This window comes from Kaustia mangrovi, from assembly GCF_015482775.1.
GTDB lineage: Bacteria > Pseudomonadota > Alphaproteobacteria > Rhizobiales > Im1 > Kaustia > Kaustia mangrovi.
On record NZ_CP058214.1, the window covers coordinates 1,754,290 to 1,776,115 of the forward strand.

Consider the following 21,826-nt stretch of genomic DNA (forward strand, 5'->3'; position numbering starts at 1 on the left):
GGGTCAGTCCCGCCCGTCGACATAGACGCCGAAGCTGTCGAGCTGCAGCTCGCTCCTGGCAATCTCCGCCATGGTCTCGTCGCCGCTTTCCGACACCAGCAGCGCGACGAGCGCCTGGGCCACGGCGAAGCCTGGCAGGATGGTCGGAAACAGCGACGGCGTGGCGTTCGACACAACGATGCCGACCTCCGCCGGCCCGATCACCGGCGCGACCCGGCTGTCGCTCACCGCGACGATCCGTGCGCCGCGCCCGCGCGCGAATTTCACCGCCTTCACCGTGTCCCGCGCATAGGGCTGATAGGAGAAGGCGATCAGGACGTCGTTGCTGTCGACATTGCGCAGCTCGTCGGCGAAGGTGCCGCCGACGCCGGTCAGCAGCACCGTCTTGTTCATGAACATCCGGCAGACATAGTGGAAGTAGAACGCGATGGGGAACAGGCTGCGCAGGCCGAGAATGTAGACCCGGCGCGCGCCCGAGATCAGCGCGCAGGCCTTGTTGAGCTGCTCCAGGGCGTCGGCGTCGAATGTGGCGCGCAGATTGTCCTGTTCCTGCGCGACCATGTTCTCCACCAGCGTCGCGCTGGCCGAGCCGCGCGGCTGCCGGCGCAGCGTCTGCGCCCTGCCCGACCATGACGAGGACGAACCGCGCGCCATGAGCCAGTCCCGGAACCGGTCGCGGAACGGATCGTAGCTGTCGAAGCCGAGCTGGCGGGCGAGCCTCAGCATGGTGCTGGGATGCACCTTGGCGCTCTCGGCCGCCGAGCGCATGGAGTTGAGCGCGATCGTCTCCGGATTGTCGATCACGAAGCGGGCGGCCTGGCGCAATTGCGGGCTGAGACCGGAAAAACGCTGCTCGATGAGGCTTATGATCTCGCTGTCGTTCATAGCGCCCAGATATTACACGAGTCCCCGGCCCGGGCGAGACCGCAACATGCCTGCATCGCCGCTTCGGGACCGTTTTCCAGAGACTTGTCCGCAAACTGCCGCGTCGGCCTAGCCGGCCGGGCGGTCGCCATACACCTCGGCACGGCATTCCTCCTCGCGGCCGCGCACGACGCGGCGGCCGGCGAGGTCTCCGCGCGTTTCCGTGACGACGGTGCACTGGCCCTCGGGCTCGGTGTCGGTGTGGAAATAGATGACCACCCAGTCCCTGATCCGGCCGAGCTCGTGGGCAAGCCGCGTATTGGAGTAGAGCGCGGTGAACTCCCAGGCGTCGCGCCGCGTATGGAGGATCGGCAGCCAGGCCTCGCCCGACGGGTTGAAGCGCTTCGGCGCGATGAGCTGGAGACGGCCGTCTTGCGCCTTCCGCCGGTACTCGTCGTCGACATCGAGAATCAGGGCGACGGAGGGGCGCATGCCGGGCTGAGGGCGCGCTCGAACCCTCAGCCGCCCGAGCCTCTGGGCGAGCTCGGCATCGAGCATCCTCAGGCGCCGGTCGCCCATGCCGGCCACGCCCGCCGCCCGGCCGTCGTGAATGGCGGTCTCCAGCGCCTCCAGGCTGTCCAGATGAAGCTCCTCGTGGAGCCGGCGGGCAAGCTCCGGGCCGATGCCCGGCAGGGTCCGGAACAGGTTTTCCGGATCGAGCTGCCCGCGCACGCGGTCGAGCTGGGGCCAGCGCCCCGTGGTCAGCATCTGAGCGATCGCGGCGGCGATGGAGGGGCCGATGCCCGGAAGCGCCATCAGCGCCTCCCGCCCCCCGTCCGCGAAGAGGCCGGCCACCGGGTGCTCCAGATGATCGAGCAGGTCGGCGGCACGGCGATAGGCGCCGACGCGGAAGCCGTCGGCCTCCTGCTGCTCGAGCACGTCGGCATAGTCGCGCAGCCGGCCGGCGATGGCCGCATTGCCGCCGCCCGCCTCATCCGGCGCGCCCATCACCCCGGGTCTCGGGCTGCGGTCGGCCATCGTCATCGCATGGCATGCTTGCCCATGAGCTTCACCGTACTGGCCTGCGGGCCCTTCTCGCCCATTTCCTCCGCGAAGGTCACGCGGGTTCCGGGCCCGAGCGCGGCCATGTCGGCGTTCAGAAGGCTGTTGCGGTGGAAATAAATCTCGCGGCCATCCGCCGTCTCCAGGAAGCCATGATCGCCCGACGGCGCGAGCCTCGCCACCGTCGCGACCGGCGACTGCTCGTGGGTCTTGACCTTGCCCTGCAGCTTGCGGACATGGTCCTGGAGTTGCCGCCGCGCCCGCCTGAAGGCGTCGCTGATGGCGAAGCGCACATCGGCATGGCGTTCGTCGACCTTCGGCGTCCGGCTGGTATTGACCTCGCGCCCGTCCGGCAGCGAGAGATGGATATTGACCTCGTAGAGACCGCCCGAGCGCTGATGTTCCCCGGGCCCCTTCAGGACCACGCGGCAGGCGGTGATGCGCCCGAACCGCGTCTCCAGCTCGCCGACATGTTCCTCGATGAAGTCCTGCAGCGTCAGGCCGGGGCTCATGCCCTGATAGGCGATCTCGACCGGGGTCTCCATATCCATCCTCCGTTATTGTCCGGGAAGGCCCTTGAAGGGCTTGGTGTCTTGTACCGCGCGGAGGGCGGACCCGGCCTTGATACGGATCAAACGGGCCGCGCAACCGGACCCGGATGGCTGGTCGCCGCCTCAGCTCCCGCCATGCCCTTTCCGTGGCCGGAGCAAGGCCATGTCGTCGCCGGCATCGTCCGGCCGGTCGACGATCTCGGCGTCGTCGCGGTCGATCCGGTCGCGCAGCCTGTGCAGGCCCTGCTTGGCCGCCCGGACCTGCCGGACAATGGCCTCGAGATAGGCGCGGTCCGCCGGATTGTCGCTGTTGCGCAACTCGTGGCGCAGGACTTCGAGATAGCAGTCTGCGGCCTGGAGGCTGTTGGCAAGCTCATGGAGAACAGGTCGAAGCGGCTTCATGACGGTCTCGCGGACCCGACGTCGCAGCCTCACCCCTTCTCCGGTGAGCCTTGTCGGCATCGGGGCAATGGCGGGCCAAGCCCACCCATGGCAAAGGGAAAGTATGACTCCAACTGCACGCCCGGATCAATAAAGCCCGTTCACGACGATGGTTCGACGGGTCGCGCCGATTGATCCATGTCATGGCCGCGGGACAGCGCGGCGGCTCACGATGGGGCGTGAGCTGCCCGGGCGCTCCATCACGCGGAGCGTGACGCCGGAAGCGGGCTCTGCCCTGCCCATCCGGCCCGGCAGCCGGGATGAGGAGCAGGCACGATGAACAAGTTGCAGCCCCTGGCGCTCGGTGCCGCATTCGGCATTCTGGGCGCCATCTACATGTTCTTTCTCGGCATCACGGCGATGTTCGGATGGGGCACCCCCATCGTGGAGGCCATCGCCTCCTTCTATATCGGCTACGGCGCGTCGCTCGGCGGAGCGATCATCGGAGCGGTCTGGGCGTTTGTCGATTGCTTCATCGCGGGCTTCCTGACCGCCTGGCTCTATAACCGGTTCGTCCGGCCGTAGCGGCCCGGACGGAGCCGTTGCCGGGACGATCGGGCGGGCCGCCCCCTAGAATGTGAGGAGCCACTTGCCGTTGGGATACTTGCACAGCGGTGCGGTGTAGGGGTTGCCCTGTCCGGTCAGGAACTCGTGGGTGATCACCGCGCAGCGCATGCCGTCGCGCTCGAAGGTCTTCTTCAGGACAGCCTCGCCGCTGCGCCCGGTCTTGTCGAGCTGCCATTTGCTTGTCGCACCCACCTTGTAGGTCTCCAGCACCTGGCGAATGCTCTGTCGGATCAGGGCGATCTCGTCCTTCGACAGGGCGTTGCTGCCCCGCCCGAACGGGCTGTTGAGCTGGGCCGACGCCGGAACCGCACTGCCCGCCGACAGGACCGCGATACAGGCGGCAAGGAGGACTCTGGAGAGGGTAGACATGGGCCGTCAAGCTCCCTGATCTGCGGCTGGCGTTCATCGCTTTCGCCCGCCACTATGCCCCACTCCGTTTTGCAAGGTAAACCGGCTTTCGTGCCATGGATGACCGACGCCATATTGCTCGGTCTGCGTCTTACCCTCTATGAATAGGCTTCCCACCGCGAGCAACTCCAAAGCGAAACGAATGCTGGAACGATGATCCGCTACCCGAGCCCCCGAATATCCGCGCTTGTCCCGTCTGTGCTGGTCGCCCTCTTCGTGCTCGTGGCGGCCACCTGCCAGGCCGGCGCGCAGGACAGCCAGCCATCGTCGCCGGAAGCGACGCCGGAACGCGTCACCGTCGGCGTGAGGCTCAGCGCACCCTTCGTGATAGCAGAGGGCGACGGCTTCACCGGGCTGTCCGTGGAGCTCTGGGAGGACCTCGCCTCGCGCCTTGGTCTTCAATGGGATTACAGGACCTACGATACGGCACGCGCCCTTGTCGATGCGACCGCCGCGGGCGAGGTGGATGTCGCGGTGACCAATCTGACGGTCACGGAGAGGCGGGCCCAGCGTGTCGACTTCACCCAGCCCTGGTTCGACGGGGGCCTGCGCATCCTCACGCGCGCCGACCAGGGCAGCAGTTTCCGGGACGTGATCGCCGGCCTGCGCGACAGCGGCTACCTCAGGGCCTATGCCTGGATCGGCTTCGTCATTCTCGCCGCCACCTTGGGCATGACCATCTTCTACCGCCGGTTCGACAGCGACTTCCCGGCCCGATGGCGCGACGGGCTCGCGGAGAGCTTCTACAACGTCATGGTCGTCGTGACATCCGGCAAGATGGCCATGAGCAAGAACCTGTTCGGATGGATCGGCCGCATCTTCCAGGGCATCTGGCTGCTCGCCGGCGTGGCCCTGATCGCCTATGTCACCTCGACCGTCACCAGCGTGATGACCGCGCTCGCCATCACCAGCCAGATCAACAGCGTCGACGACCTGCCCGGCAAGACGGTCGGCGTCCTGGACGGCAGCGTCGGCGAGGATTATGCCGAGGAGGCCGGGCTGAGGATCCTGGCCTTCCCGGATCTCGAAAACGCCGCCGATGCGCTGCTCGACGGCACGGTCGTCGCCGTCATCGCCGATACCGCAGTCCTCGAATATTATGCCAAGACGCATGCGGACCAGCCGCTCGAGGTCGTCGGGCGCATCTTCGAGCCGAGCAAATACGCCTTCGCCACGACGCGCAATGACGGCCTGCGCCGCCCGCTCACCATCGAGATCCTGAAAGCCCACGAAGCCGACGAAATCGAGGCGCTGAGGATCAAGTATTTCGGCGAGGGATCGTGACGAGGCAAGCCTGCCCCCGCCGCCCATGGCGGCATCGTCGGCCGGCGTGGCCGGGGGATAGCGCGCCGGATAACCAGATCGGACTTGGATTGTCAGTGCACTGTGTTAGCGTTTGCCTTGCCGGCCAAGGGGCATGGCGTGCGGACCGGACGTTCGGGCGCATGCAGGGCTGGCGGATCGACCAACCGGGGAGTTCACAATCATGACCTTGTTTCGGACCCTGGCGGTGTTCGCCGCCGCATTGGTGGTGGGGGCCGTCGGTCTCTCGTCGACCGGCCATGCGCGTGTTCCCGGCAGCTATCAGCAGACCTGCCGCGACATCCGCATCGTCAATGTCGGATCCTCCGACGCGCAGCTCATCGCGCAATGCCGCAAGCGCAACGGCAAATGGAACAAGTCCAGCATCGCCTACAAGCGCTGCAGGAGCGACATCTACAATGACAACGGCAAGCTGCGCTGCGACGAGCGAGGCAAGCCGCTGCCGCGGGGAAGCTGGCAGGAAACCTGCCGCGACGCCGACATTCGCGGCAACACCCTCACCGCGCGCTGCAGGACGCGCAGCGGCGACATGCGCAAGACCAGCATCAACTATCGCCAGTGCCGCAGCGAGATCTACAATGACGATGGCCATCTGCGCTGCAAGGGTGCCGGGAGGATGCCCGGCGGAAGCTGGAAGGAGACCTGCCGCAATGCCCGCCTCGACGGCAACAAGCTTCATGCGGTCTGCCAGAAGCGCGACGGAAGCTGGAGAAAGACGGATATCAAGTACAACAAGTGCAAGAATGACCGGGTCATGAACGACAATGGCCATCTGAAGTGCGGCTGAGGAACCGGGTCGTCTGATCCCGGCAACCCGCACGGACGGCACCGGGGCCGGCGGTCGCGGCGTATCGCGCGCCAGCAGCCGCCGGCCACCCCGGCGCGGATGTTGCGGGACAACGCCCCGCCAAATGGAAGGATGCAAGCATGAGACGGCTTCGCCCACACCGGAACCTGTTCCTCGCAGCCATCGCGGTCGCGGCGCTCGCGGCATTGACGGCCTCCGGCGCGGTCCGGGCGGACGCCCAGGGAACCAAGCCGTTCACGCTGACCGTCCTCACCTACAACGTCAACGACCTGCCCTGGCCGCTGCGCAAGAACTCGGAGCCGCAGCTTGCCTATATCGGCAAGGACCTCGCCAGGCGCCGCGCCGCCGGCGACGGACCGGACGTCGTGTTCCTGCAGGAGGCCTTCACCTCGCGCAGCCGCAAGCTGATTGAGGCGGCCGGATATCCTTATGTGTTCAAGGGCCCCGGCCGGCGCAGCACCAGCGGCAAGGGTGTCGGCGCGAAGGCGAAGGAGCCGATCAGGATGCGCACCGAGCAGACCGGCATGAATACGAGGAAATTCGTCAATTCCGGCCTCTATGTGCTCAGCCGGTACCCGTTCGTCGCGCGCGACAGCGAGCTGTTCGGCTCCGATTGCTCGGGCAATGACTGCCTGGCCAACAAGTCCGTCATCCATGTGCGTATCGCGCTGCCCGAGCCCTATACGCCCTTCGACCTCGTGACCTCGCACATGGATTCCAACATCCGCTCCGAAGCCCCCGAGGAGAAGCGGCTGCAGGCCCATCATGCCCAGACCGACAAGCTCGTGGCCTTCGTCGACGAGACGGTCCGCCCGCGCTCCGGCATCCTTGCCGGCGACCTGAACATCAAGGTCGCCCCGCGCTATATCTATTTCTCCGAGCATCTCGGCGGCATCAATGCGGGCGAGCTGTGCTTCAACACCGCCAAGTCCTGCACGCTGGGGCCGAACGCCACCGAAAAGTCCCTCTGGAAGAAGACGAACGACCACCAGTTCATCATCGAGGGCAACAACTACAAGATCACGCCCATCCGCATGATGCGCAATTACGACGAGAAGCCCCAGGGACGCGAGCTCTCCGACCATCTGGGCTTCGAGGCGACCTACAGCCTCATGCCGATCCAGGCGCCGCGCGGGAACGAATAGTGCGCCGCCGCGTCATCCGCCCTTGATGGCAACTTGCGTGGCGGACATTTTCGCGGTTGGACTCATTCGGCAAACCACGGATAACGGTCTCGGCGCGGCAACGCCCTTGGGGGGAAAATGCCAGGTTTCCTAACGCTCTCGATCCTGAGCCGCTATGTCTCGTTCGGACTCTGCATCGTACTTGCGGCCATGTTCGTCCCGCTCGGGGGCAGCATCCCGTCTATGCAGCGCTCGCGACCGTCTTCGGCCTCCTGTCGGTCCTGGGCGTCCACGACCTCGTCCAGACCCGGCATGCGGTCACCCGGAACTATCCGGTCGTCGGGCACATCCGTTTCCTGATCGAACGGTTCCGCCCGGAGCTGCGCCAGTATCTCTTCGAGACCGACTTCGAGAAGCTGCCCTTCTCGCGTATCCAGCGCTCGCTCGTCTATGCGCGGGCGAAGTCGGAACCGGACCAGCGCCCCTTCGGCACGCTCGCCGACACCTACGAGAACGGCTACGAGTTCATCTGCCACTCCACGGCGCCGATCGCCATGGGGGATCCGGCGGGCTTCCGCACGACGATCGGCAACGACCAGACGGCCCAGCCCTATTCGGGCTCGGTGCTCAATATCTCCGCAATGAGCTTCGGCGCGCTCAGCGCCAACGCGATCCTTTCCCTGAACAAGGGTGCGAAGCTGGGCGGCTTCGCCCAGGACACCGGCGAAGGCAGCATCAGCCCCTATCACCGGCGCAATGGCGGCGACCTCGTCTGGCAGATCGCCAGCGGCTATTTCGGATGCCGCAACGAGGACGGATCCTTCTCCGCGGAGCGCTTCGCGGCCCAGGCGGTCGACCCGCAGGTCAAGATGATCGAGGTGAAGCTCAGCCAGGGCGCCAAGCCGGGCCATGGCGGCATCCTGCCCGCGCGCAAGATCAGCCCCGAGATCGCGGCGACGCGCGGCATTTCCATGGGCGCCGATTGCGTGTCTCCGCCGTTCCACAGGAGCTTTCGCACGCCGCTGGAGATGGTCGCCTTCCTCGCCGAGTTGCGCCGCCTGTCCGGTGGCAAGCCGGTCGGCTTCAAGCTCGCCCTCGGCCAGCCCTGGGAGTTCATGGCCATCGTCAAGGCCATGCGCGAGACGGGGATCGTGCCGGACTTCGTCGTGGTGGACGGTTCGGAGGGCGGCACCGGGTCCGCGCCGCTCGAACTGACCGACCATGTCGGCGTGCCGATGCGCGAGGCGCTGCTCTTCGTCCACAACACGCTCGTCGGCACGGGGCTGCGCGGAAAGATCCGGATCGGCGTCAGCGGAAAGGTCATCTCCGCCTTCGACATCGCCTGCGTGCTCGGCATGGGCGCAGACTGGGTCAATTGCGCACGCGGCTTCATGTTCGCGATCGGCTGCATCCAGTCCCAGAGCTGCCACACGAACAAGTGCCCGACCGGGGTGGCGACGCAGGATCCCCTGCGCCAGCGCGCGCTGGACGTGACCGACAAGGCCCAGCGCGTGGCGAGCTTCCACCGCAACACGCTCAACGCGCTCGCCGAACTCCTGGCCTGCGCCGGGCTGGAACACCCCGGCGAGTTGCGCCCCCATCACCTCGTCCGGCGGGTCAGCTCCAGCGAGATCCGTCTGTTCTCCGAGCTGCTCACCTATCTGGAAGACGGCGAGCTGCTGGACGAGACCATCCGCCACCCCTTCTACAGGGCGATGTGGCGCGCCGCCCGCCCCGACAGCTTCGCCCGCGCCGACTGACCGGCCCGCCGGGGCACCGCTCCGGAACAGGCCACCCTCGCGCCGCGGGTCAAAGGTACCCCTAGATCAGGCCCTGCTCGCTCAGGAAGTTGCCGGCGACCTCCTCTATGGTCTTCTTGTCCACGTCCACCGACGCGTTCAGCTTGCGCATGGTGTCGTCGTCCAGCTTGGCCGACAGGCCGTTCAGCACCTCCGCGAGCTCGGGATTGGCGTCGAGCGTTTCCTTGCGGATGACGGGCGTGATGGCATAGGCCGGGAAGAAGCCCCGGTCGTCCTCGAGCGTCACGAAGTCGAAGGCGGCGATGCGCCCGTCGGTGGCGAAGACCAGCCCGACATCGACCTGGTTCTCCTTGAGCGCCTGATAGGTCAGACCGCTCTCCATCGCTTTCAGGAGGCTGCGCGGATAGCGGAAGTCATAGGTCTTCTGCAGGCCGCGCAGGCCATCCTCGCGGTGCGGAAATTCCGCGTTCACGGCGAAGGAGAGCTCCTCGCCGGCCTCCAGCTTGGCCTTCAGGTCGCTGATCGAGGCGATGCCCTTCTCCTCCGCCTCGCTCCTGTTCATCGCGAGCGCGTAGGTGTTGTTGGCCTTCGACGGGTTCAGCCAGACGAGGCCCTTCTCTGCGTCGAGTTCCTTGACCTTCTCGTAGGTCTCCTCCGGCGAGAGGCGCTCCTTGACCTTGTTGTAAACGACGAGCGAGGTGCCGGTATATTCCCAGTAGACGTCGACCTGGCCGTTTTCCTGGGCCTGGCGCAGCACGGTGGAGCCGAGGCCGTCGCGCTTGTCGACGTCGTAGCCCTTGGCGGCGAGAAGCTGCTCGGTCATCTCCGCGAGCAGGAGCTGTTCGGTGAAGTTCTTGCCTCCGACCGTGATGGTCTCGGCCGTGGCGGCGGTCGCCGTGCCGAGGGCCAGCGCGGCCACGAGGGTTACGGTGCGTGCGATTGACTTGAACATGGTGTCTTTCCTCTTTTCCGTTTCGGGAGGTGTCTCCCGTCGATCTAGCGCTGCGGATTGACGCCGCGCGGGATGGCCCAGTACTGGATCTGGGCGATGGCGAAATCGGTCGCGATCGCGAGTGCCGCGGTCGGCACGGCGCCGGCCAGCATCATGCCGAACTCGTTGAGGGCGATCCCGGTGAAGATCAGCTCGCCCAGGCCCCCGCCACCGATCAGGAAGGCGAGCGGCACGGTGCCCACATTGATGGTGAGCGCGGTGCGGATGCCGGCGAAGATCACATAGAGCGCATTGGGCAGCTCGACGCGCAGCAGCATGGTGCGCGGCGACATGCCCATGCCGTTCGCCGCCTCCTTCATATGGGCGGGCACCGCCTTCAGCCCGGCATAGGTGTTGCGCACGATGGGCAGAAGCGAGGCGATGAACAGGCCGAAGATTGCCGGAACGGCGCCGATGCCGAGCAGGCTCATGGACAGGGCGAGGATCGCCAGCGTCGGGATCGTCGTACCGATATTGAACACCTGCATGACGGTTTCGGCGAAGCGCGCCATGGACGGGCGCGACAGCCAGATGCCGATGGCGATGCCGGCCACGATGGCAAGGCCGCCCGAAATCGCGACCAGCCTCATGTGCTGCACGGCCAGATATTCGATATCGGGCCAGTAATACACGAACTCGTCGATCAGCCCGGTCGCCGATACCAGGATGCCGAATCCGAAGGCGGCCAGGAGCCCGATCCAGCCGAGGACCCGGTTGCCCACACTCTCGCGGGCGCTTGCAGCGGCGGCCATCACGACGCCTCCTCTGCCTGCGCCACCGGGGTTCCCGGCGGCGGCACGTTCGGATCGGGCAGCTCGCTCCTGTCGGTATAGGTCGCGCCCAGGTGATGCGTGATCTGGCGCTGGGTGATGTAGCCGCGGAACCGGCCATCGTCGTCCACGCAGGCGAGCCAGGTCACGTTGTGGGTGAACATCTCCGAGACGGCCGTGCGCAGGTCGGCATCTATACTGACCGTCTTCGGATAGCCCGCCCAATGCTCCTTCACGGCGCCGCTGGCGTCCTTCACGTCGTTATAGTGCACATAGCCGCGCGGACGCCCGCGCGGTCCGACGACGACGGCGTTCTGGTGCTCGTGGTCCTCCATGAGCTTGACCGCCTTCCTGATGTCGTCCTCGGGCACGATCTTCGGCGGTTCGGCATCCATCGCCTCATAGACCCTGACGAGCCTGAGCCGCTTCAGCGTGCGGTCGCCGCCGACGAAATCGGCGATGAACTCGTTGATCGGATGGGCGAGGACGTTATCGGGCGTGTCGTACTGGATCAGCCGTCCGGCGCGGAAAATGGCGATGCGGTCGCCCATCTTCACCGCCTCGTCGATATCGTGGCTGACGAACATGATGGTCTTGCGCATCTCCTGCTGGAGCTTCAGGAACTCGTCCTGGATGACCTCCCGGTTGATCGGGTCGATGGCGCCGAACGGCTCGTCCATCAGCATGACCGGCGGGTCGGCGGCGAGCGCGCGGGCCACCCCGACGCGCTGCTGCTGGCCGCCGGACAGTTCCTTCGGGTAGCGCTTGAGGAAGATGGAGGGATCGAGCGCGACCATCTCCAGGAGCTCCGCGGCGCGGGCGCGCGATTTCTTCTTCTCCCAGCCCAGCAGGTCCGGCACGACGGCGATGTTCTCCTCCACCGTCATGTTGGGGAACAGGCCGATCTGCTGGATGACGTAACCGATATTGCGGCGCAGCTCGATCTCGTTGACGCCGTCGGTATCCTCGCCGTCGATGAGGATCTTGCCGCTCGTCTTCGGGATGATCCGGTTGATCATCTTGAGCGTGGTGGTCTTGCCGCAGCCGGAGGGGCCGAGCAGGATCGCCGTCTCGCCGGCCGGCACCTCCAGATTGACGTGATCGACCGCGGTGACCGGCTCGCCGCCGGCGTCGAAGATCTTGGTGAGGTTCTTCAGCGTAATCATCGTGTCATCCCCCTCAGCGGGTCCCGGCGGGCGTCAGGCGGCGCTGCACCCAGTAAAGGAAATAGTCGGCGGCGATGGCGAGCAGGCTGACCGCGAGCGCGCCGGTGATGAGCTGGCGCGGATCGGTCTGCGAGATGCCGCGGCTGATCAGCGTGCCGAGCCCGCCCGCGCCGATATAGGCGGCAATCGCGGTGATCCCGATATTCATCACCACCGCCGTCCTCACGCCCGCCATGATCACCGGGATGGCGAGCGGGATCTCCACGCGCCACAGCCGCTGGACCGGCTTCATGCCCATGCCGCGAGCGGCCTCGCGCAGCGCCGGATCGACATTGTTGATGGCGGTATAGGTGTTGCGGATGATCGGGAGCTGCGAATAGAGCAGCACCGCGATCACCGCCGGCAGATAGCCGATGCCGTGCCCGATGAGCGACAGGACCGGAATCATGATGCCGAACAGCGCGATCGAGGGCACCGTGACGATGATGCTCGCAATGTAGAGCACGATATCGGCGGCGGACCTGTTCTGGGTGATCGCGATGCCGATGGGCACGCCGGTCAGGACCGCAAGCCCGACGGCCACCGCGACGATGGAGATGTGCTCCATCGTCAACTCGCCGATGACGCCGAGATTGCTCGTAATGAACGCAATCGTTTCCAAGGCCACCCTCCCCTTCGGTCGTGCCGCCGCCAGCCCCTCTCCCCCGGGTGGCGACGGAACGGTGTTCCAGTTCTCAAACCGCGGCCGCGAACCCCTCGTGCCGCTCGGCCGCCTCCAGCAGGAGATCGCGGACCATGCGGACCGGCTCGGTCAGCACCGGCGCGACCGAATGCATCTCCACCACCACGGCGCCGAGCGTGGGCATGCCGTCCTCCGGCCCCAGCACGCGGCAGCCCTCGGGCAGCGCACGCTCCGTCTTCACGGCGACGCCAAGCCCGGTCTGCACGGCGATGTTCGTGCTTGTCGGATTGGCGCTGGTGAAGGCGATGCGCCAGCGCCGCCCGGCGCGGTTCAATGCGGCAATCGCCGTCGCGCGATAGACGCATCCATCCGGATTGACGGCCAGCGGAATGACGTCGCTGTCGCTCGGGGCGAAATCCTTCGCAGCCACCCAGCACAGGGCCTCCTGCCCGATCACCGTTCCGCCATTGCTGTTGGGATGGCGGATCGTGATGGCGATATCGAGAAGCCCGTCATGGACGCGCTCGACGAGTTCTGGGCTCTCGTCGCAGACGACCGCGAGCCGCGCATCCGGATATCGCGCCGTGAAGATCGGCAGCACGAACGGCAGATAGACGACCGCCTGCTCGTCGGTCATGCCGACACGCACCTCCTGCATCTCCGCCGACTTCACGATCGCCTCCTCCGCCTCGCCATTGAGGCGCAGGATCCGCTGGGCGTAGGGGACGAGGATGGCCCCCGCCTCCGTGAGCGCGACGGAGCGGCTCGTACGGTCGAACAGGCTGACGCCGATGCGCTCCTCCAGCCTCTTGATCTGCAGGCTGACCGCAGACTGGGTGAGGTTGAGCTGCTTGCCGGCGGCGCTGAAGCCGCCGAGCTCGGCAACGGCCAGAAATGTCCTGAGTAGATCGGAGTCCATCCCGGTCATGCCTCGATCGTTAATCTATTTCGAAACATCATCGATACTATGGCACATCGTCGTTTCACTTATCAATGGACGCCTTGTAGGGTCGCGCGGACTGACATCATGACTGTCCCCAACCACACTGATCCCTGCGACCTGAATCGGGAGCGACCCCCATGTCCATATCCGCCAAAGCCCTTCCGGAAACCGCCCTGCCGCTCGGCGAGGTCGTCGATCTCGACCGCTACCCGATCGACCGTCTCGACACCCCTGAGGCCATGGCGCTCGTCGCGCGCTGCCGTGCCCAGCTCAACGACGATGGCTGTGTCGTCCTCGACGGCTTCATCCGGCCCGACGCGCTGGAGCGGCTCGAGGCGGAGACGGGGCATCTGGGGCCCCACGCCCATTACAACTCGACCGTCACCAACATCTACAACAGCGACGGCGACCCCTCCCTGCCGGAGGACCATCCGGTCAACATCTTCAACGAGCGCACCAACGGCTTCGTCGCCGGCGACATGATCCCGGACGGCACGCTGATCCGCTCGCTTTACGAGAACCGGGCCTTCCAGGCGTTCATCGCCGCCGCGATGGAGGAGCCGGAGCTTCACGAATATGCCGACCCGCTGGCCGGCCTCGTGGTCAACTGCCTCAAGCCCGGCTGCCAGCATCCCTGGCACTACGACTCCAACGACTTCATCGTGACCATGATGACCAGGGCCCCCGAAGCCGGCGGCACCTTCGAGTACTGCCCGCAGATCCGCGAGGCGGGCAACGAGAACATCGAGGCGGTGAACGCCGTTCTCGCCGGCGACCGGGCGCCCGTGCGCGCCCTCGACCTGAAGCCCGGCGACCTGCAGATCTTCTATGGCCGCCTGTCGCTCCACCGCGTCGCCAGGGTGGAGGGCGAGCGCGACCGTCACACCGTGATCTTCGGCTATGCCCGCGAGCCCGGCTTCATCGGCCGCGCCGCGCGCACCCGCAAGCTCTTCGGCCGCGTCGCGCCGATCCACGAGCGCGAAGAGCGCAACGGGCTTAAGCGCACCGACACGCTGCAGGACTGAGGGCCGGTGTACCGCCGGCGGCGGAGCGTTTCCTGGACGGACAATCTCGACGGGGTCGTCATGGCCATTACGGACTTTCTGCGCGAAACCGGTTTCGGGAACATTCCCGAGACCGTCACCCGGCAGTCCCGGCTGTGGTTCCTCGACCTTGTCGGCGTCGCCGCCGCCGGCAGCCGGACGCCGCTCTCCGGCCTGATCCGCGATCACGCATGCGCCCATTTCGCCGCCGGCGGCCGCGGCGCGCGGATCCTGTTCGACGGGCGTACCGTGAGCCCGTCCGGCGCCGCGCTGGCCGGCGGCATGACCATCGACGCGCTCGACGCCCATGACGGGCACCGGCTGACCAAGGGCCATGCCGGCTGCGGCGCGCTGCCCGCCGTGCTCGCCTATATGGATGCCGAGGACATCGCGGACGGGCGCGAACTCCTGATCGGCCTGATCCTCGGCTACGAGATCGGCACGCGCGCCGGGATCGCGCTCCACCGCCTGGCCCGCGACTACCACACTTCCGGCGCCTGGATCGCCGTCGCCACGGCGGCCATCGGCGTGCGCATGCTGGGTCTCGGCGGGCCGGCGGCGCGCCATGCCATCGGCATCGGCGAGTATCACGGACCGCGCAGCCCGATGATGCGCTGCATCGACCATCCGACCATGGTCAAGGACGGGTCCGGCTGGGGCGCGATGGCGGGCGTGTCGGCGGCCTACCTCGCACAGGACGGCTTCACCGGGGCGCCCGCGACGCTCGTGGACTCGCCGGACACCGCCGATCTGTGGCGGGATCTCGGACAGCGCTGGCGCGTACTCGAACAATATTACAAGCCCTTTCCCGTCTGCCGATGGGCCCAGCCGGCCATCGAGGCGGCACTGGCGCTGAAGGCCGGCCACGGCGTCGCGGCGGACGACATCGCACGGATCGAGGTGGAGAGCTTCGACGAAGCCGTCCGGCTCGCCACACGCCGCCCGCAGACCACCGAGGAAGCCCAGTATTCGCTGCCCTTCCCCGTCGCCGCGGCGGCGGTGCGCGGCCGTCTGGGGATCGACGAGGTCGCCGGCGACGCGCTTGGCGACCCCGGGATCCGGCGTCTGAGCGAGACGATGGCGCTGACCGCCGATCCGGCGCTCTCCGCCCGCTTCCCGGAGCGGCGCATCGCACGTGTGCGGTTCCTGCTGCGCAATGGATCCATCCTCTCGAGCGGCGACACGGAGGCCTTCGGAGACCCGGAGCGGCCGGCAACGGCCAACCGGATACGCGACAAGTTCGAGACCTATGCCGAACCGGTGCTCGGTGCCGAACGGACACGAACGATCGCCCGATCCATCGAGACCATCGGCACGGACACTCCCGGCCAAGAGCCGATCCTCGGGCGGCTCCTTGCATCCCCGCCCGACGGCCTGAGCGCACGCCTGCCGCGGTGAACCGGTCCGGCCCGCCGCGCGCGCCCGCCATCCGGACCGGACATGATCGCCGATCCTCAACCGACCCGGGCCTCCTGGCGCTGCGGGGCGGCGAGGCGCACGATCTCGCGCAGGATTCGCGCGAAGCTCTCGCGCGCCCGGCCGACCGTGTGGCGCGCCCGGAGATAGCCATGCACGAGCCCCTGCTCCTCGTGCCAGTCCGCCTGCCCGCCGGCCGCCAGGATCCCGTCGCGATAGGCCTCCCCGTCCGACGAGAGCGGGTCGCACTGGGCGGTGAACACGGCCGTGGGCGCCACGCCGGAGAGGTCCGGCTCGGCCAGGGGCGTGTATCGCGGATCGCCGGAGACATCCCGGCCATCCGTCCTGACGGCGTTGTAGAACGCGACATCGCGTGCGGTGAGAAGCGGCGCGTCGGCATGGGTCACATAGGAGCCGGCGGTCATGTCCCCGCCGAGACTTGGATAGATCAGCACCTGGCCGGCCGGCGCGCGCCGATGGTTCCGCACCCCGTGGGCAAGGCATGCGGCGAGCATTCCGCCGGCGGATTCCCCGACGAGGACGATGGGGCCCCGGACGGTCTCGGCCAGCCATTCGAAGGCTGCCACGGCGTCGTCCAGCGAGGCGGTATCCTTGTGTTCGGGTGCCAGTCGATAGTCGACCGAGACCGTCTCGCATCCGGTTCCCGCGCAGATTTCCGCGCAGATATCGTCATGGCTGTCGAGCCCGCCCAGCATAAAGCCGCCGCCGTGGAAATAGAGCACTGCGGCGTCCCCGGGCGCATCCGCCCGGTAGGTACGGATCGGGATCGACCGTCGGTCCGCCGGGATCGCGTCCGTCCGCACGGTCACACCGTCCGGACGGCCGGCGGAGAAGGCGCGGCACATCTTGTCGTAGATCGCGCGGCTCCTGGCAATCGGGAGCAGATGCGCATCCGGCGGATAGAAGGCATTCGTGTGCTCGACGAACGCCTGTGTCTCGGCGTCGAGGAGCGTACGGTAATCCGTCATATGCGCATTGCCTCCCATTGGGTGCCGCCGCTTCAGAGGAGACCCTGCTCCTTCAGGAAGGTCTCCGCGACCGCGTCGATGGTCTTCTTGTGGACGTCCACCTCGCCGTTGAGGCGCTGCATGGTGGCGTCGTCGAACTTGCCCGACAGCGTCTCGAGGATGTCCTTGAGCTCCGGATTGGCCTTGAGCGTCTCCTCCCGGACGACCGGCACGAGCGCATAATTCGGGAAGAAATTCTTGTCGTCCTCAAGCAGGGTGAGGTTCATCGACGCGATCCGCCCGTCGGTGGCGCCCACGGTCGACACGTCCACATCGCCATTGGCGAGCGCGGGATAGACGAGCCCGATCTCCATCGGCCGGATGTTCGCGCGGCCCGCCTTGAAGTCATAGACCTTCTCCAGCCCGATCAGCCCGTCCTCGCGCCTCGGGAACTCCGCCGTCGCCCCCATGACCACCGGCGTGCCGTCGCGATAGGCGGCCGCGAGGTCGGAAATCGTCTCCATGCCGTCCGTCTTGGGACTGTCCTGCCGGATCGCGAGGGCATAGGTGTTGTTCGCCCTGGAGGGAGCGAGCCAGACGAGCCCCTTCTCCGCGTCGAGCTCCTTGACCGTCTCGTAGGTCTCCTCCGGCGAGAGCTGCTCCTTGACCTTGTTGTAGACGACGAGCGAGGTGCCGGTGTATTCCCAGTAGATATCGATCTGCCCGTTCTCCTGCGCCTTGCGCAGCACGGTGGAGCCGAGGCCGTCGTTCTTCTCGACGTCGTATCCCTTCGCCTCCAGCAATTGTCTGGTCATCTCCGCGACAAGGAACTGCTCGGTGAAGTCCTTGCCGCCGACCGTGATGGTTTCGGCAACGGTCGAGCCGGCCCCGAGAGCGAGCGCGATTGTGACGGCGACAAGCCGTGCGACTGGTTTGAACATGGTCTCCATCCCTTCCGTCTTTCGGGAGGCACCCGTGTGTGGACGGGCGCCACCCGACCGCCCCCTCGCTAAAGTCCCGCGTAGAGTCCTGGCGCGGTCTCGTAGTCGAAGCGCAGGGGCACCGATCCCTCGAGCCTCCACGCCTCGACCGTCTCGCCGGCCATCAGCCTGCACGCGCCCTCGGTATCGGTGACGGCGCCGCCGTAAAGCCGGTTGGCCATGTTGAGGATCGCCGTCTGGTGCATGGCGTGGCTGCCGCTGCCGCAGGCATCCTTGACGAGAACGACCCTGAAGCCGAGATCGACGGCCTGCTTGGCCGTCGCCTGGATGCAGGCCTCCGTCCACACGCCCGCAACGAACAGCCATTCGATACCGTCGGCGCGCAGCTTGCGCTCCAGCGCGCCCCCGTCGAACGCGCTGGCATCGGACTTGGTGAAGACGGTGTCGCCATCGACAGGCCCCACTTCCGCGCAGATATCCGACAGCGGGCTGCCCTTCTCGCTGAAGGCCGACGTGCCGTCCGGCATGGCCGGATGCAGCGGCCGCGACGCCCGCACGATATCGTCGACGATATAGGCCGAATGGATCACCGGGATGCCGACCCCCGCGCCGTCCGCTGCAACCGGGCGACATTGGCGAGGAGCCGGTCGAACCCCGCCACGAGATATCTCGGATCCTGCCGATGCTCCTCCTGGAGGTCGACGAAGAGCGACGCGGCGCACCCGGGGTCAATCGCAAAAGTCCGCCGCATTCACACCTCGCTGCCCAAGAGCTCGTCCTCATAGGGGAACCGGGAGATCAGCTCCGTCCCCTTGTCCGTGATCAGGATCTCGTCCTCGAGCTTGACGCCCTGACGTCCGCCCTTCTCGCCGATATAGCTCTCCACGCTCACCACCATGCCGGGGAGGAGGCGGCCGTCGCGCCCATAGGTCTCGTAGTCGATCGCATGGGCGATGAACGGCGTCTCGCCATGCATGCCGACGCCGTGCATGACGGAGGTGTAGCGCTGCTCGACGAACCGCTCGGGATCGTCCAGGCCTTCTCCGCGACCTCGCGGAACTCCATGCCGGGCTTCACGATGGCGATATTGTGCTGGACCTGGTCGTAGGCCATCCGATAGAGCGCCTTCTGCTCGTCGCTCGCCCTGCCCGGCCCGCAGCGGAATGTGCGGGAGAAATCGGAATAATAGCCGTAGCAGCCGATCGTGTCGGTATCGAGCGCGACCAGCTCGCCGGGCCTGACCTTGCGGCCGCCGGCCTCGTTGAACCAGGGGTTCGTGCGCTGGCCGGAGGAGAGCAGGCGCGTCTCGATGAACTCGCCGCCCTGGCGGATCACCTCGTGATACATGATGGCGAAGAGCTCGTTCTCCGAGATGCCCGGCCGGATCGCCTCGCGCACCGCCGCGACCGCGGCTTCCGCCCCGGCCATGCTGGACTGCAGGCACCGGATCTCCTCCGGCGTCTTGACCGCGCGCACGGCGAGGATCTCGCCCTGGCAGTCCCTGACCTCGCAGCCCCGCTTCTGGAGCGCCACGGCGTGCAGATGCTGGCAGCGGTCGAGGCCGATCTTCATCGAGCCGCCGCCATGGGTCTTGAGAAGATCCGCGATCTCGTCGGCGAAGGGGCCTGCGGTCTCGTCGTCGCGGCCGGAGACCGACGACCAGACGAGCTTTGAGGGCCGCGCCTCGTCCACCGTGTCGAGCGCCATCGTCACATGATAGCTCTGGGGATACTCGAACAGGATGATCGGCCCCTTAGCGGGGACGAAGAAATAGCGCGTCGAGTTGCGCAGGAAATAGCCGAACATGTTGCGCGAGCCGGTCGCGTAGCGCTGGTTATAGGGGTCGAACAGCACGACCGCGCCATATCCGGCCTCGCCCATCCAGTCGCGCAGCCGCTTCAGGCGGCCCGTCCTGAGCGCGTCGGTGTCGATATAGGACGGTTCCGTGTCCGACAGCCACATTCCGCCCGACGGATCGGCGAGATCGGGATGCCTCATCCGCTCGGAGAAATCGACGTCGTCCACCTTGTCGGGATCGAAAACAACTATACTCATCTGGCCCTCTCCATATCGCAGAAGAGTGACCCATTTGCTCACTCGATAATGTTCATGATTCCGCATATTTCATGCGCAAAACCGCACAACACGCAACATGCCGGCGCGGCAGGCCCATGGCAGGCCCCATGGTCCTGCTCGCCTCATGCCGCATCCGGGCCCTCGCTCCCGGCGATTCTGCCCGGCGCCCGGGCCGCGCGCCGGTGCCCCGTCCGGGATCTCCTGGCCTCGCTCGGCGTGTGGCCGAACCGGTCCTTGAAGGCGCGCGAGAAGCTCGATGCGCTCTCGAAGCCGCAGGACAGGGCGATCTCGGCGATCCGGAGCGTGGAATGCATCAGGAGATCGGTCGCGCGACGAAGCCGCAAGGCCCGGTAATAGGCGCTGGGCACGGTCCTGAGCTCCTGCCGGAAGGCCCGCTCCAGCTTGTCGTCCGACACGCCGAGCCGCCTGGCGAGCGCGGACATGCTCACGCGGTCCTCCACCTCGTCCTCCATGATGGCCACCGCCGACAGCACCAGCTCGTCGCGGATGCCCGTCCGCAGGCGCAGGGGCATCATCTTCCTGTCCACGCTCGCCCTCAGCGGGCTGTGCACATACCACTCCGCCACCCCCGCCGCGAGCGCGGCACCGTAGTCGCCGGCAATCATCTCCAGCATCATGTCGAGGCTCGCGACCCCGCCGGCGGAGGTGAACCGCTTCCGGTCGATGACATAGAGGTCGCGGCGCATGTCGAGCTCGGGGAAGGCTTCCGCGAAGGCCGACTGGCTCGACCAGTGCAGCGTGCAGGCATGGCCGTCGAGCAGCCCGGCCCGGGCGAGGAAGAACGCCGCGTCCGCGACCGCGCCGATGGAGGCGCCGGCCCTGAGGCTCTTCCTGATCCACACCAGCGCGTCGCCCGCGACGAGGTGGTCGGCGTCGCCGCCCGAACACACCACGATGCGGTCGACGGCGGGAGCGGTGCGCGCGGAATGGTCGGGCGCAAAGTCGACGCCGTTCGACGCGGCGACCCTGCCATCGCCCACTCCCACCGTGATCCAGGAATAGCAGGGCTTGCCGGCGAGCACATTCGCGGCCCTGAGGGGTTCGACGACGGAGCTGAACGCCATCATCGGAAAGCCCGGAAAGACGAGGATCGCGAAGCTGATGCCCGCGTCCGGATCCGGATGTGGAGATGTGTCCGCCATATCGAGCGACCCGGTGCCGAGTGATCGTGACCGGTATTGGCACGACATTTTCGCCGCCGGCGCAACCCCCCGGACGCGGAGGGCGGCCCCGGCGGGCCGGTCGTCAATAGGCGACGGTGAAGCGCGCTCCGCGATGGCGCGGCCGTTCGGCCTCGTCGAGCAGCGCGACGGCGAAATCCTCCATCGAGATGCGCGAGCGGCCGTCGCCATCGAGCAGTATCTCGTCGCCGCCGAGACGGTAGCGGCCCGTGCGGTCCCCCGGCTCCAGCAGCGCGGGCGGACTCAGATAGGTCCAATCCGCCCCGGTCTCCTTCCGGCACGCCTCGAACTGCGCGCAACAGGCAAGCGCGATATCCCGCCAGGCCGCGCCGACATAGCGCGGATCGTCCACCGCCAGCCCACCCGTATCGGGCACGCGCAGGCTGGCCGCACCGCCAACCAGAAGCAGGCGGACACCCGTTCGGGCAGCACCCGCCAGCAGCGCCTCGGCCATGGTCACGAGCGTACCCTCCTGGCCCGCCGGCGGACGCGTGGCCCCAATCGCCAGATCCCGGCCGGCGCTCAGCTCCGCGACATCGTCGGCGCGCGCCGCATCGCCGGAGCGGGTCTCCACGCCGGCCGGCAGATCGGCAAGCCGCGCGGGATCGCGTCCCACGGCGGTCACCTCGTGGCCCCGCTCGACCGCTTCCGCCACCACACGGCGGCCAACGTTCCCGGTTGCACCGAAGACAGTGATACGCATGGCTTGTCCTCCTCTTG

General features: G+C 67.1%; 21 protein-coding genes and 2 pseudogenes. 7 read left to right on the forward strand and 16 right to left on the reverse strand.

Annotated elements, in window-relative coordinates; genetic code table 11:
- Positions 1-3 precede the first annotated feature (3 nt).
- From HW532_RS08195 to HW532_RS08210, 4 genes are all read right to left on the reverse strand, one after another.
- On the reverse strand, positions 4-885 hold the full coding sequence (locus HW532_RS08195; RefSeq protein ID WP_213163916.1) for a MurR/RpiR family transcriptional regulator: 882 nt from the start codon (positions 883-885) through the stop codon (positions 4-6).
- Between the two features lie 108 nt (positions 886-993).
- Entirely contained in the window at positions 994-1,872 is an 879-nt protein-coding gene (locus HW532_RS08200; protein ID WP_213163917.1) for a helix-hairpin-helix domain-containing protein, read from the reverse strand.
- A 32-nt stretch (positions 1,873-1,904) separates the two neighbouring features.
- Positions 1,905-2,477 carry an HPF/RaiA family ribosome-associated protein gene (locus HW532_RS08205; protein ID WP_246479709.1) on the reverse strand — a complete coding sequence of 191 codons (573 nt, stop codon included), beginning with the start codon at positions 2,475-2,477 and terminating at the stop codon, positions 1,905-1,907.
- Between the two features lie 123 nt (positions 2,478-2,600).
- Positions 2,601-2,879 carry a hypothetical protein gene (locus HW532_RS08210; protein ID WP_213163918.1) on the reverse strand — a complete coding sequence of 93 codons (279 nt, stop codon included), beginning with the start codon at positions 2,877-2,879 and terminating at the stop codon, positions 2,601-2,603.
- Positions 2,880-3,194: 315 nt separating this feature from the next.
- Here HW532_RS08210 and HW532_RS08215 point away from each other — a divergent pair, with 315 nt between their 5' ends.
- The gene (locus HW532_RS08215; protein ID WP_213163919.1) at positions 3,195-3,443 is read left to right on the forward strand and encodes a bacteriophage holin; all 249 of its coding nucleotides are present in this window, start codon (positions 3,195-3,197) and stop codon (positions 3,441-3,443) included.
- 45 nt (positions 3,444-3,488) lie between these two features.
- Here the strand turns inward: HW532_RS08215 and HW532_RS08220 are convergent, their stop codons facing one another.
- Positions 3,489-3,854 carry a hypothetical protein gene (locus HW532_RS08220; RefSeq protein WP_213163920.1) on the reverse strand — a complete coding sequence of 122 codons (366 nt, stop codon included), beginning with the start codon at positions 3,852-3,854 and terminating at the stop codon, positions 3,489-3,491.
- 192 nt (positions 3,855-4,046) lie between these two features.
- Between HW532_RS08220 and HW532_RS08225 the strand changes: the two genes are divergently transcribed.
- The 4 genes from HW532_RS08225 to HW532_RS08240 all read left to right on the forward strand — a co-directional run bounded on the left by HW532_RS08225 (position 4,047) and on the right by HW532_RS08240 (position 8,908).
- A complete protein-coding gene (locus tag HW532_RS08225; protein ID WP_213163921.1) occupies positions 4,047-5,177 on the forward strand; it encodes a transporter substrate-binding domain-containing protein in 1,131 nt (376 codons plus the stop codon).
- Positions 5,178-5,379: 202 nt separating this feature from the next.
- The gene (locus HW532_RS08230; RefSeq protein WP_213163922.1) at positions 5,380-6,003 is read left to right on the forward strand and encodes a CVNH domain-containing protein; all 624 of its coding nucleotides are present in this window, start codon (positions 5,380-5,382) and stop codon (positions 6,001-6,003) included.
- A gap of 140 nt (positions 6,004-6,143) precedes the next feature.
- The gene (locus tag HW532_RS08235; protein ID WP_213163923.1) at positions 6,144-7,169 is read left to right on the forward strand and encodes an endonuclease/exonuclease/phosphatase family protein; all 1,026 of its coding nucleotides are present in this window, start codon (positions 6,144-6,146) and stop codon (positions 7,167-7,169) included.
- A 56-nt stretch (positions 7,170-7,225) separates the two neighbouring features.
- A complete protein-coding gene (locus tag HW532_RS08240; protein WP_343068660.1) occupies positions 7,226-8,908 on the forward strand; it encodes an FMN-binding glutamate synthase family protein in 1,683 nt (560 codons plus the stop codon).
- Between the two features lie 61 nt (positions 8,909-8,969).
- On the opposite strand, the gene HW532_RS08245 is transcribed toward HW532_RS08240, so the two are convergent.
- The 5 genes from HW532_RS08245 to HW532_RS08265 form a co-directional block, all read right to left on the reverse strand.
- Positions 8,970-9,860: a glycine betaine ABC transporter substrate-binding protein gene (locus tag HW532_RS08245; RefSeq protein WP_213163924.1), complete on the reverse strand. Its 891-nt coding sequence runs from the start codon at positions 9,858-9,860 to the stop codon at positions 8,970-8,972.
- 44 nt (positions 9,861-9,904) lie between these two features.
- Complete coding sequence (locus tag HW532_RS08250) at positions 9,905-10,651, reverse strand: ABC transporter permease (RefSeq protein WP_213163925.1); 747 nt, start codon at positions 10,649-10,651, stop codon at positions 9,905-9,907.
- The gene (locus HW532_RS08255; RefSeq protein ID WP_213163926.1) at positions 10,651-11,835 is read right to left on the reverse strand and encodes an ABC transporter ATP-binding protein; all 1,185 of its coding nucleotides are present in this window, start codon (positions 11,833-11,835) and stop codon (positions 10,651-10,653) included. The genes HW532_RS08250 and HW532_RS08255 overlap by 1 nt, the downstream gene beginning before the upstream one ends.
- A gap of 13 nt (positions 11,836-11,848) precedes the next feature.
- Positions 11,849-12,496: an ABC transporter permease gene (locus HW532_RS08260; protein ID WP_213163927.1), complete on the reverse strand. Its 648-nt coding sequence runs from the start codon at positions 12,494-12,496 to the stop codon at positions 11,849-11,851.
- 73 nt (positions 12,497-12,569) lie between these two features.
- On the reverse strand, positions 12,570-13,445 hold the full coding sequence (locus HW532_RS08265; RefSeq protein ID WP_213163928.1) for a LysR family transcriptional regulator: 876 nt from the start codon (positions 13,443-13,445) through the stop codon (positions 12,570-12,572).
- A gap of 152 nt (positions 13,446-13,597) precedes the next feature.
- Between HW532_RS08265 and HW532_RS08270 the strand changes: the two genes are divergently transcribed.
- Positions 13,598-14,485 (forward strand): HalD/BesD family halogenase, encoded by an 888-nt coding sequence (locus HW532_RS08270; protein WP_213163929.1) that lies wholly within the window; start codon positions 13,598-13,600, stop codon positions 14,483-14,485.
- A gap of 60 nt (positions 14,486-14,545) precedes the next feature.
- Complete coding sequence (locus HW532_RS08275) at positions 14,546-15,901, forward strand: MmgE/PrpD family protein (RefSeq protein ID WP_213163930.1); 1,356 nt, start codon at positions 14,546-14,548, stop codon at positions 15,899-15,901.
- Between the two features lie 56 nt (positions 15,902-15,957).
- Here the strand turns inward: HW532_RS08275 and HW532_RS08280 are convergent, their stop codons facing one another.
- From HW532_RS08280 to HW532_RS08305, 6 genes and pseudogenes are all read right to left on the reverse strand, one after another.
- Positions 15,958-16,908, reverse strand: coding sequence for an alpha/beta hydrolase (locus HW532_RS08280; RefSeq protein WP_213163931.1), 951 nt, complete (start codon positions 16,906-16,908; stop codon positions 15,958-15,960).
- Between the two features lie 32 nt (positions 16,909-16,940).
- Positions 16,941-17,828 (reverse strand): glycine betaine ABC transporter substrate-binding protein, encoded by an 888-nt coding sequence (locus tag HW532_RS08285; protein WP_213163932.1) that lies wholly within the window; start codon positions 17,826-17,828, stop codon positions 16,941-16,943.
- Between the two features lie 68 nt (positions 17,829-17,896).
- Positions 17,897-18,579: pseudogene (locus HW532_RS08290) on the reverse strand (isochorismatase family protein).
- A pseudogene (locus HW532_RS08295) lies at positions 18,580-19,883 on the reverse strand (M24 family metallopeptidase). It abuts the pseudogene before it with no gap.
- A 143-nt stretch (positions 19,884-20,026) separates the two neighbouring features.
- The gene (locus tag HW532_RS08300; RefSeq protein WP_213163933.1) at positions 20,027-21,067 is read right to left on the reverse strand and encodes a GlxA family transcriptional regulator; all 1,041 of its coding nucleotides are present in this window, start codon (positions 21,065-21,067) and stop codon (positions 20,027-20,029) included.
- A 103-nt stretch (positions 21,068-21,170) separates the two neighbouring features.
- Positions 21,171-21,809, reverse strand: coding sequence for an NAD(P)-dependent oxidoreductase (locus tag HW532_RS08305; protein WP_213163934.1), 639 nt, complete (start codon positions 21,807-21,809; stop codon positions 21,171-21,173).
- Between the last annotated feature and the right edge of the window lie 17 nt (positions 21,810-21,826).

What these genes read in the sequence shown, in the direction of transcription:
- HW532_RS08195 (WP_213163916.1), bottom strand. Translation starts at nt 885, where the DNA reads ATGAACGACAGCGAGATCATAAGCCTCATCGAGCAGCGTTTTTCCGGT.
- HW532_RS08200 (WP_213163917.1), bottom strand. Translation starts at nt 1,872, where the DNA reads ATGGGCGCGCCGGATGAGGCGGGCGGCGGCAATGCGGCCATCGCCGGC.
- HW532_RS08205 (WP_246479709.1), bottom strand. Translation starts at nt 2,477, where the DNA reads ATGGATATGGAGACCCCGGTCGAGATCGCCTATCAGGGCATGAGCCCC.
- HW532_RS08210 (WP_213163918.1), bottom strand. Translation starts at nt 2,879, where the DNA reads ATGAAGCCGCTTCGACCTGTTCTCCATGAGCTTGCCAACAGCCTCCAG.
- HW532_RS08215 (WP_213163919.1), top strand. Translation starts at nt 3,195, where the DNA reads ATGAACAAGTTGCAGCCCCTGGCGCTCGGTGCCGCATTCGGCATTCTG.
- HW532_RS08220 (WP_213163920.1), bottom strand. Translation starts at nt 3,854, where the DNA reads ATGTCTACCCTCTCCAGAGTCCTCCTTGCCGCCTGTATCGCGGTCCTG.
- HW532_RS08225 (WP_213163921.1), top strand. Translation starts at nt 4,047, where the DNA reads ATGATCCGCTACCCGAGCCCCCGAATATCCGCGCTTGTCCCGTCTGTG.
- HW532_RS08230 (WP_213163922.1), top strand. Translation starts at nt 5,380, where the DNA reads ATGACCTTGTTTCGGACCCTGGCGGTGTTCGCCGCCGCATTGGTGGTG.
- HW532_RS08235 (WP_213163923.1), top strand. Translation starts at nt 6,144, where the DNA reads ATGAGACGGCTTCGCCCACACCGGAACCTGTTCCTCGCAGCCATCGCG.
- HW532_RS08245 (WP_213163924.1), bottom strand. Translation starts at nt 9,860, where the DNA reads ATGTTCAAGTCAATCGCACGCACCGTAACCCTCGTGGCCGCGCTGGCC.
- HW532_RS08250 (WP_213163925.1), bottom strand. Translation starts at nt 10,651, where the DNA reads ATGGCCGCCGCTGCAAGCGCCCGCGAGAGTGTGGGCAACCGGGTCCTC.
- HW532_RS08255 (WP_213163926.1), bottom strand. Translation starts at nt 11,835, where the DNA reads ATGATTACGCTGAAGAACCTCACCAAGATCTTCGACGCCGGCGGCGAG.
- HW532_RS08265 (WP_213163928.1), bottom strand. Translation starts at nt 13,445, where the DNA reads ATGACCGGGATGGACTCCGATCTACTCAGGACATTTCTGGCCGTTGCC.
- HW532_RS08270 (WP_213163929.1), top strand. Translation starts at nt 13,598, where the DNA reads ATGTCCATATCCGCCAAAGCCCTTCCGGAAACCGCCCTGCCGCTCGGC.
- HW532_RS08275 (WP_213163930.1), top strand. Translation starts at nt 14,546, where the DNA reads ATGGCCATTACGGACTTTCTGCGCGAAACCGGTTTCGGGAACATTCCC.
- HW532_RS08280 (WP_213163931.1), bottom strand. Translation starts at nt 16,908, where the DNA reads ATGACGGATTACCGTACGCTCCTCGACGCCGAGACACAGGCGTTCGTC.
- HW532_RS08285 (WP_213163932.1), bottom strand. Translation starts at nt 17,828, where the DNA reads ATGTTCAAACCAGTCGCACGGCTTGTCGCCGTCACAATCGCGCTCGCT.
- HW532_RS08300 (WP_213163933.1), bottom strand. Translation starts at nt 21,067, where the DNA reads ATGGCGGACACATCTCCACATCCGGATCCGGACGCGGGCATCAGCTTC.
- HW532_RS08305 (WP_213163934.1), bottom strand. Translation starts at nt 21,809, where the DNA reads ATGCGTATCACTGTCTTCGGTGCAACCGGGAACGTTGGCCGCCGTGTG.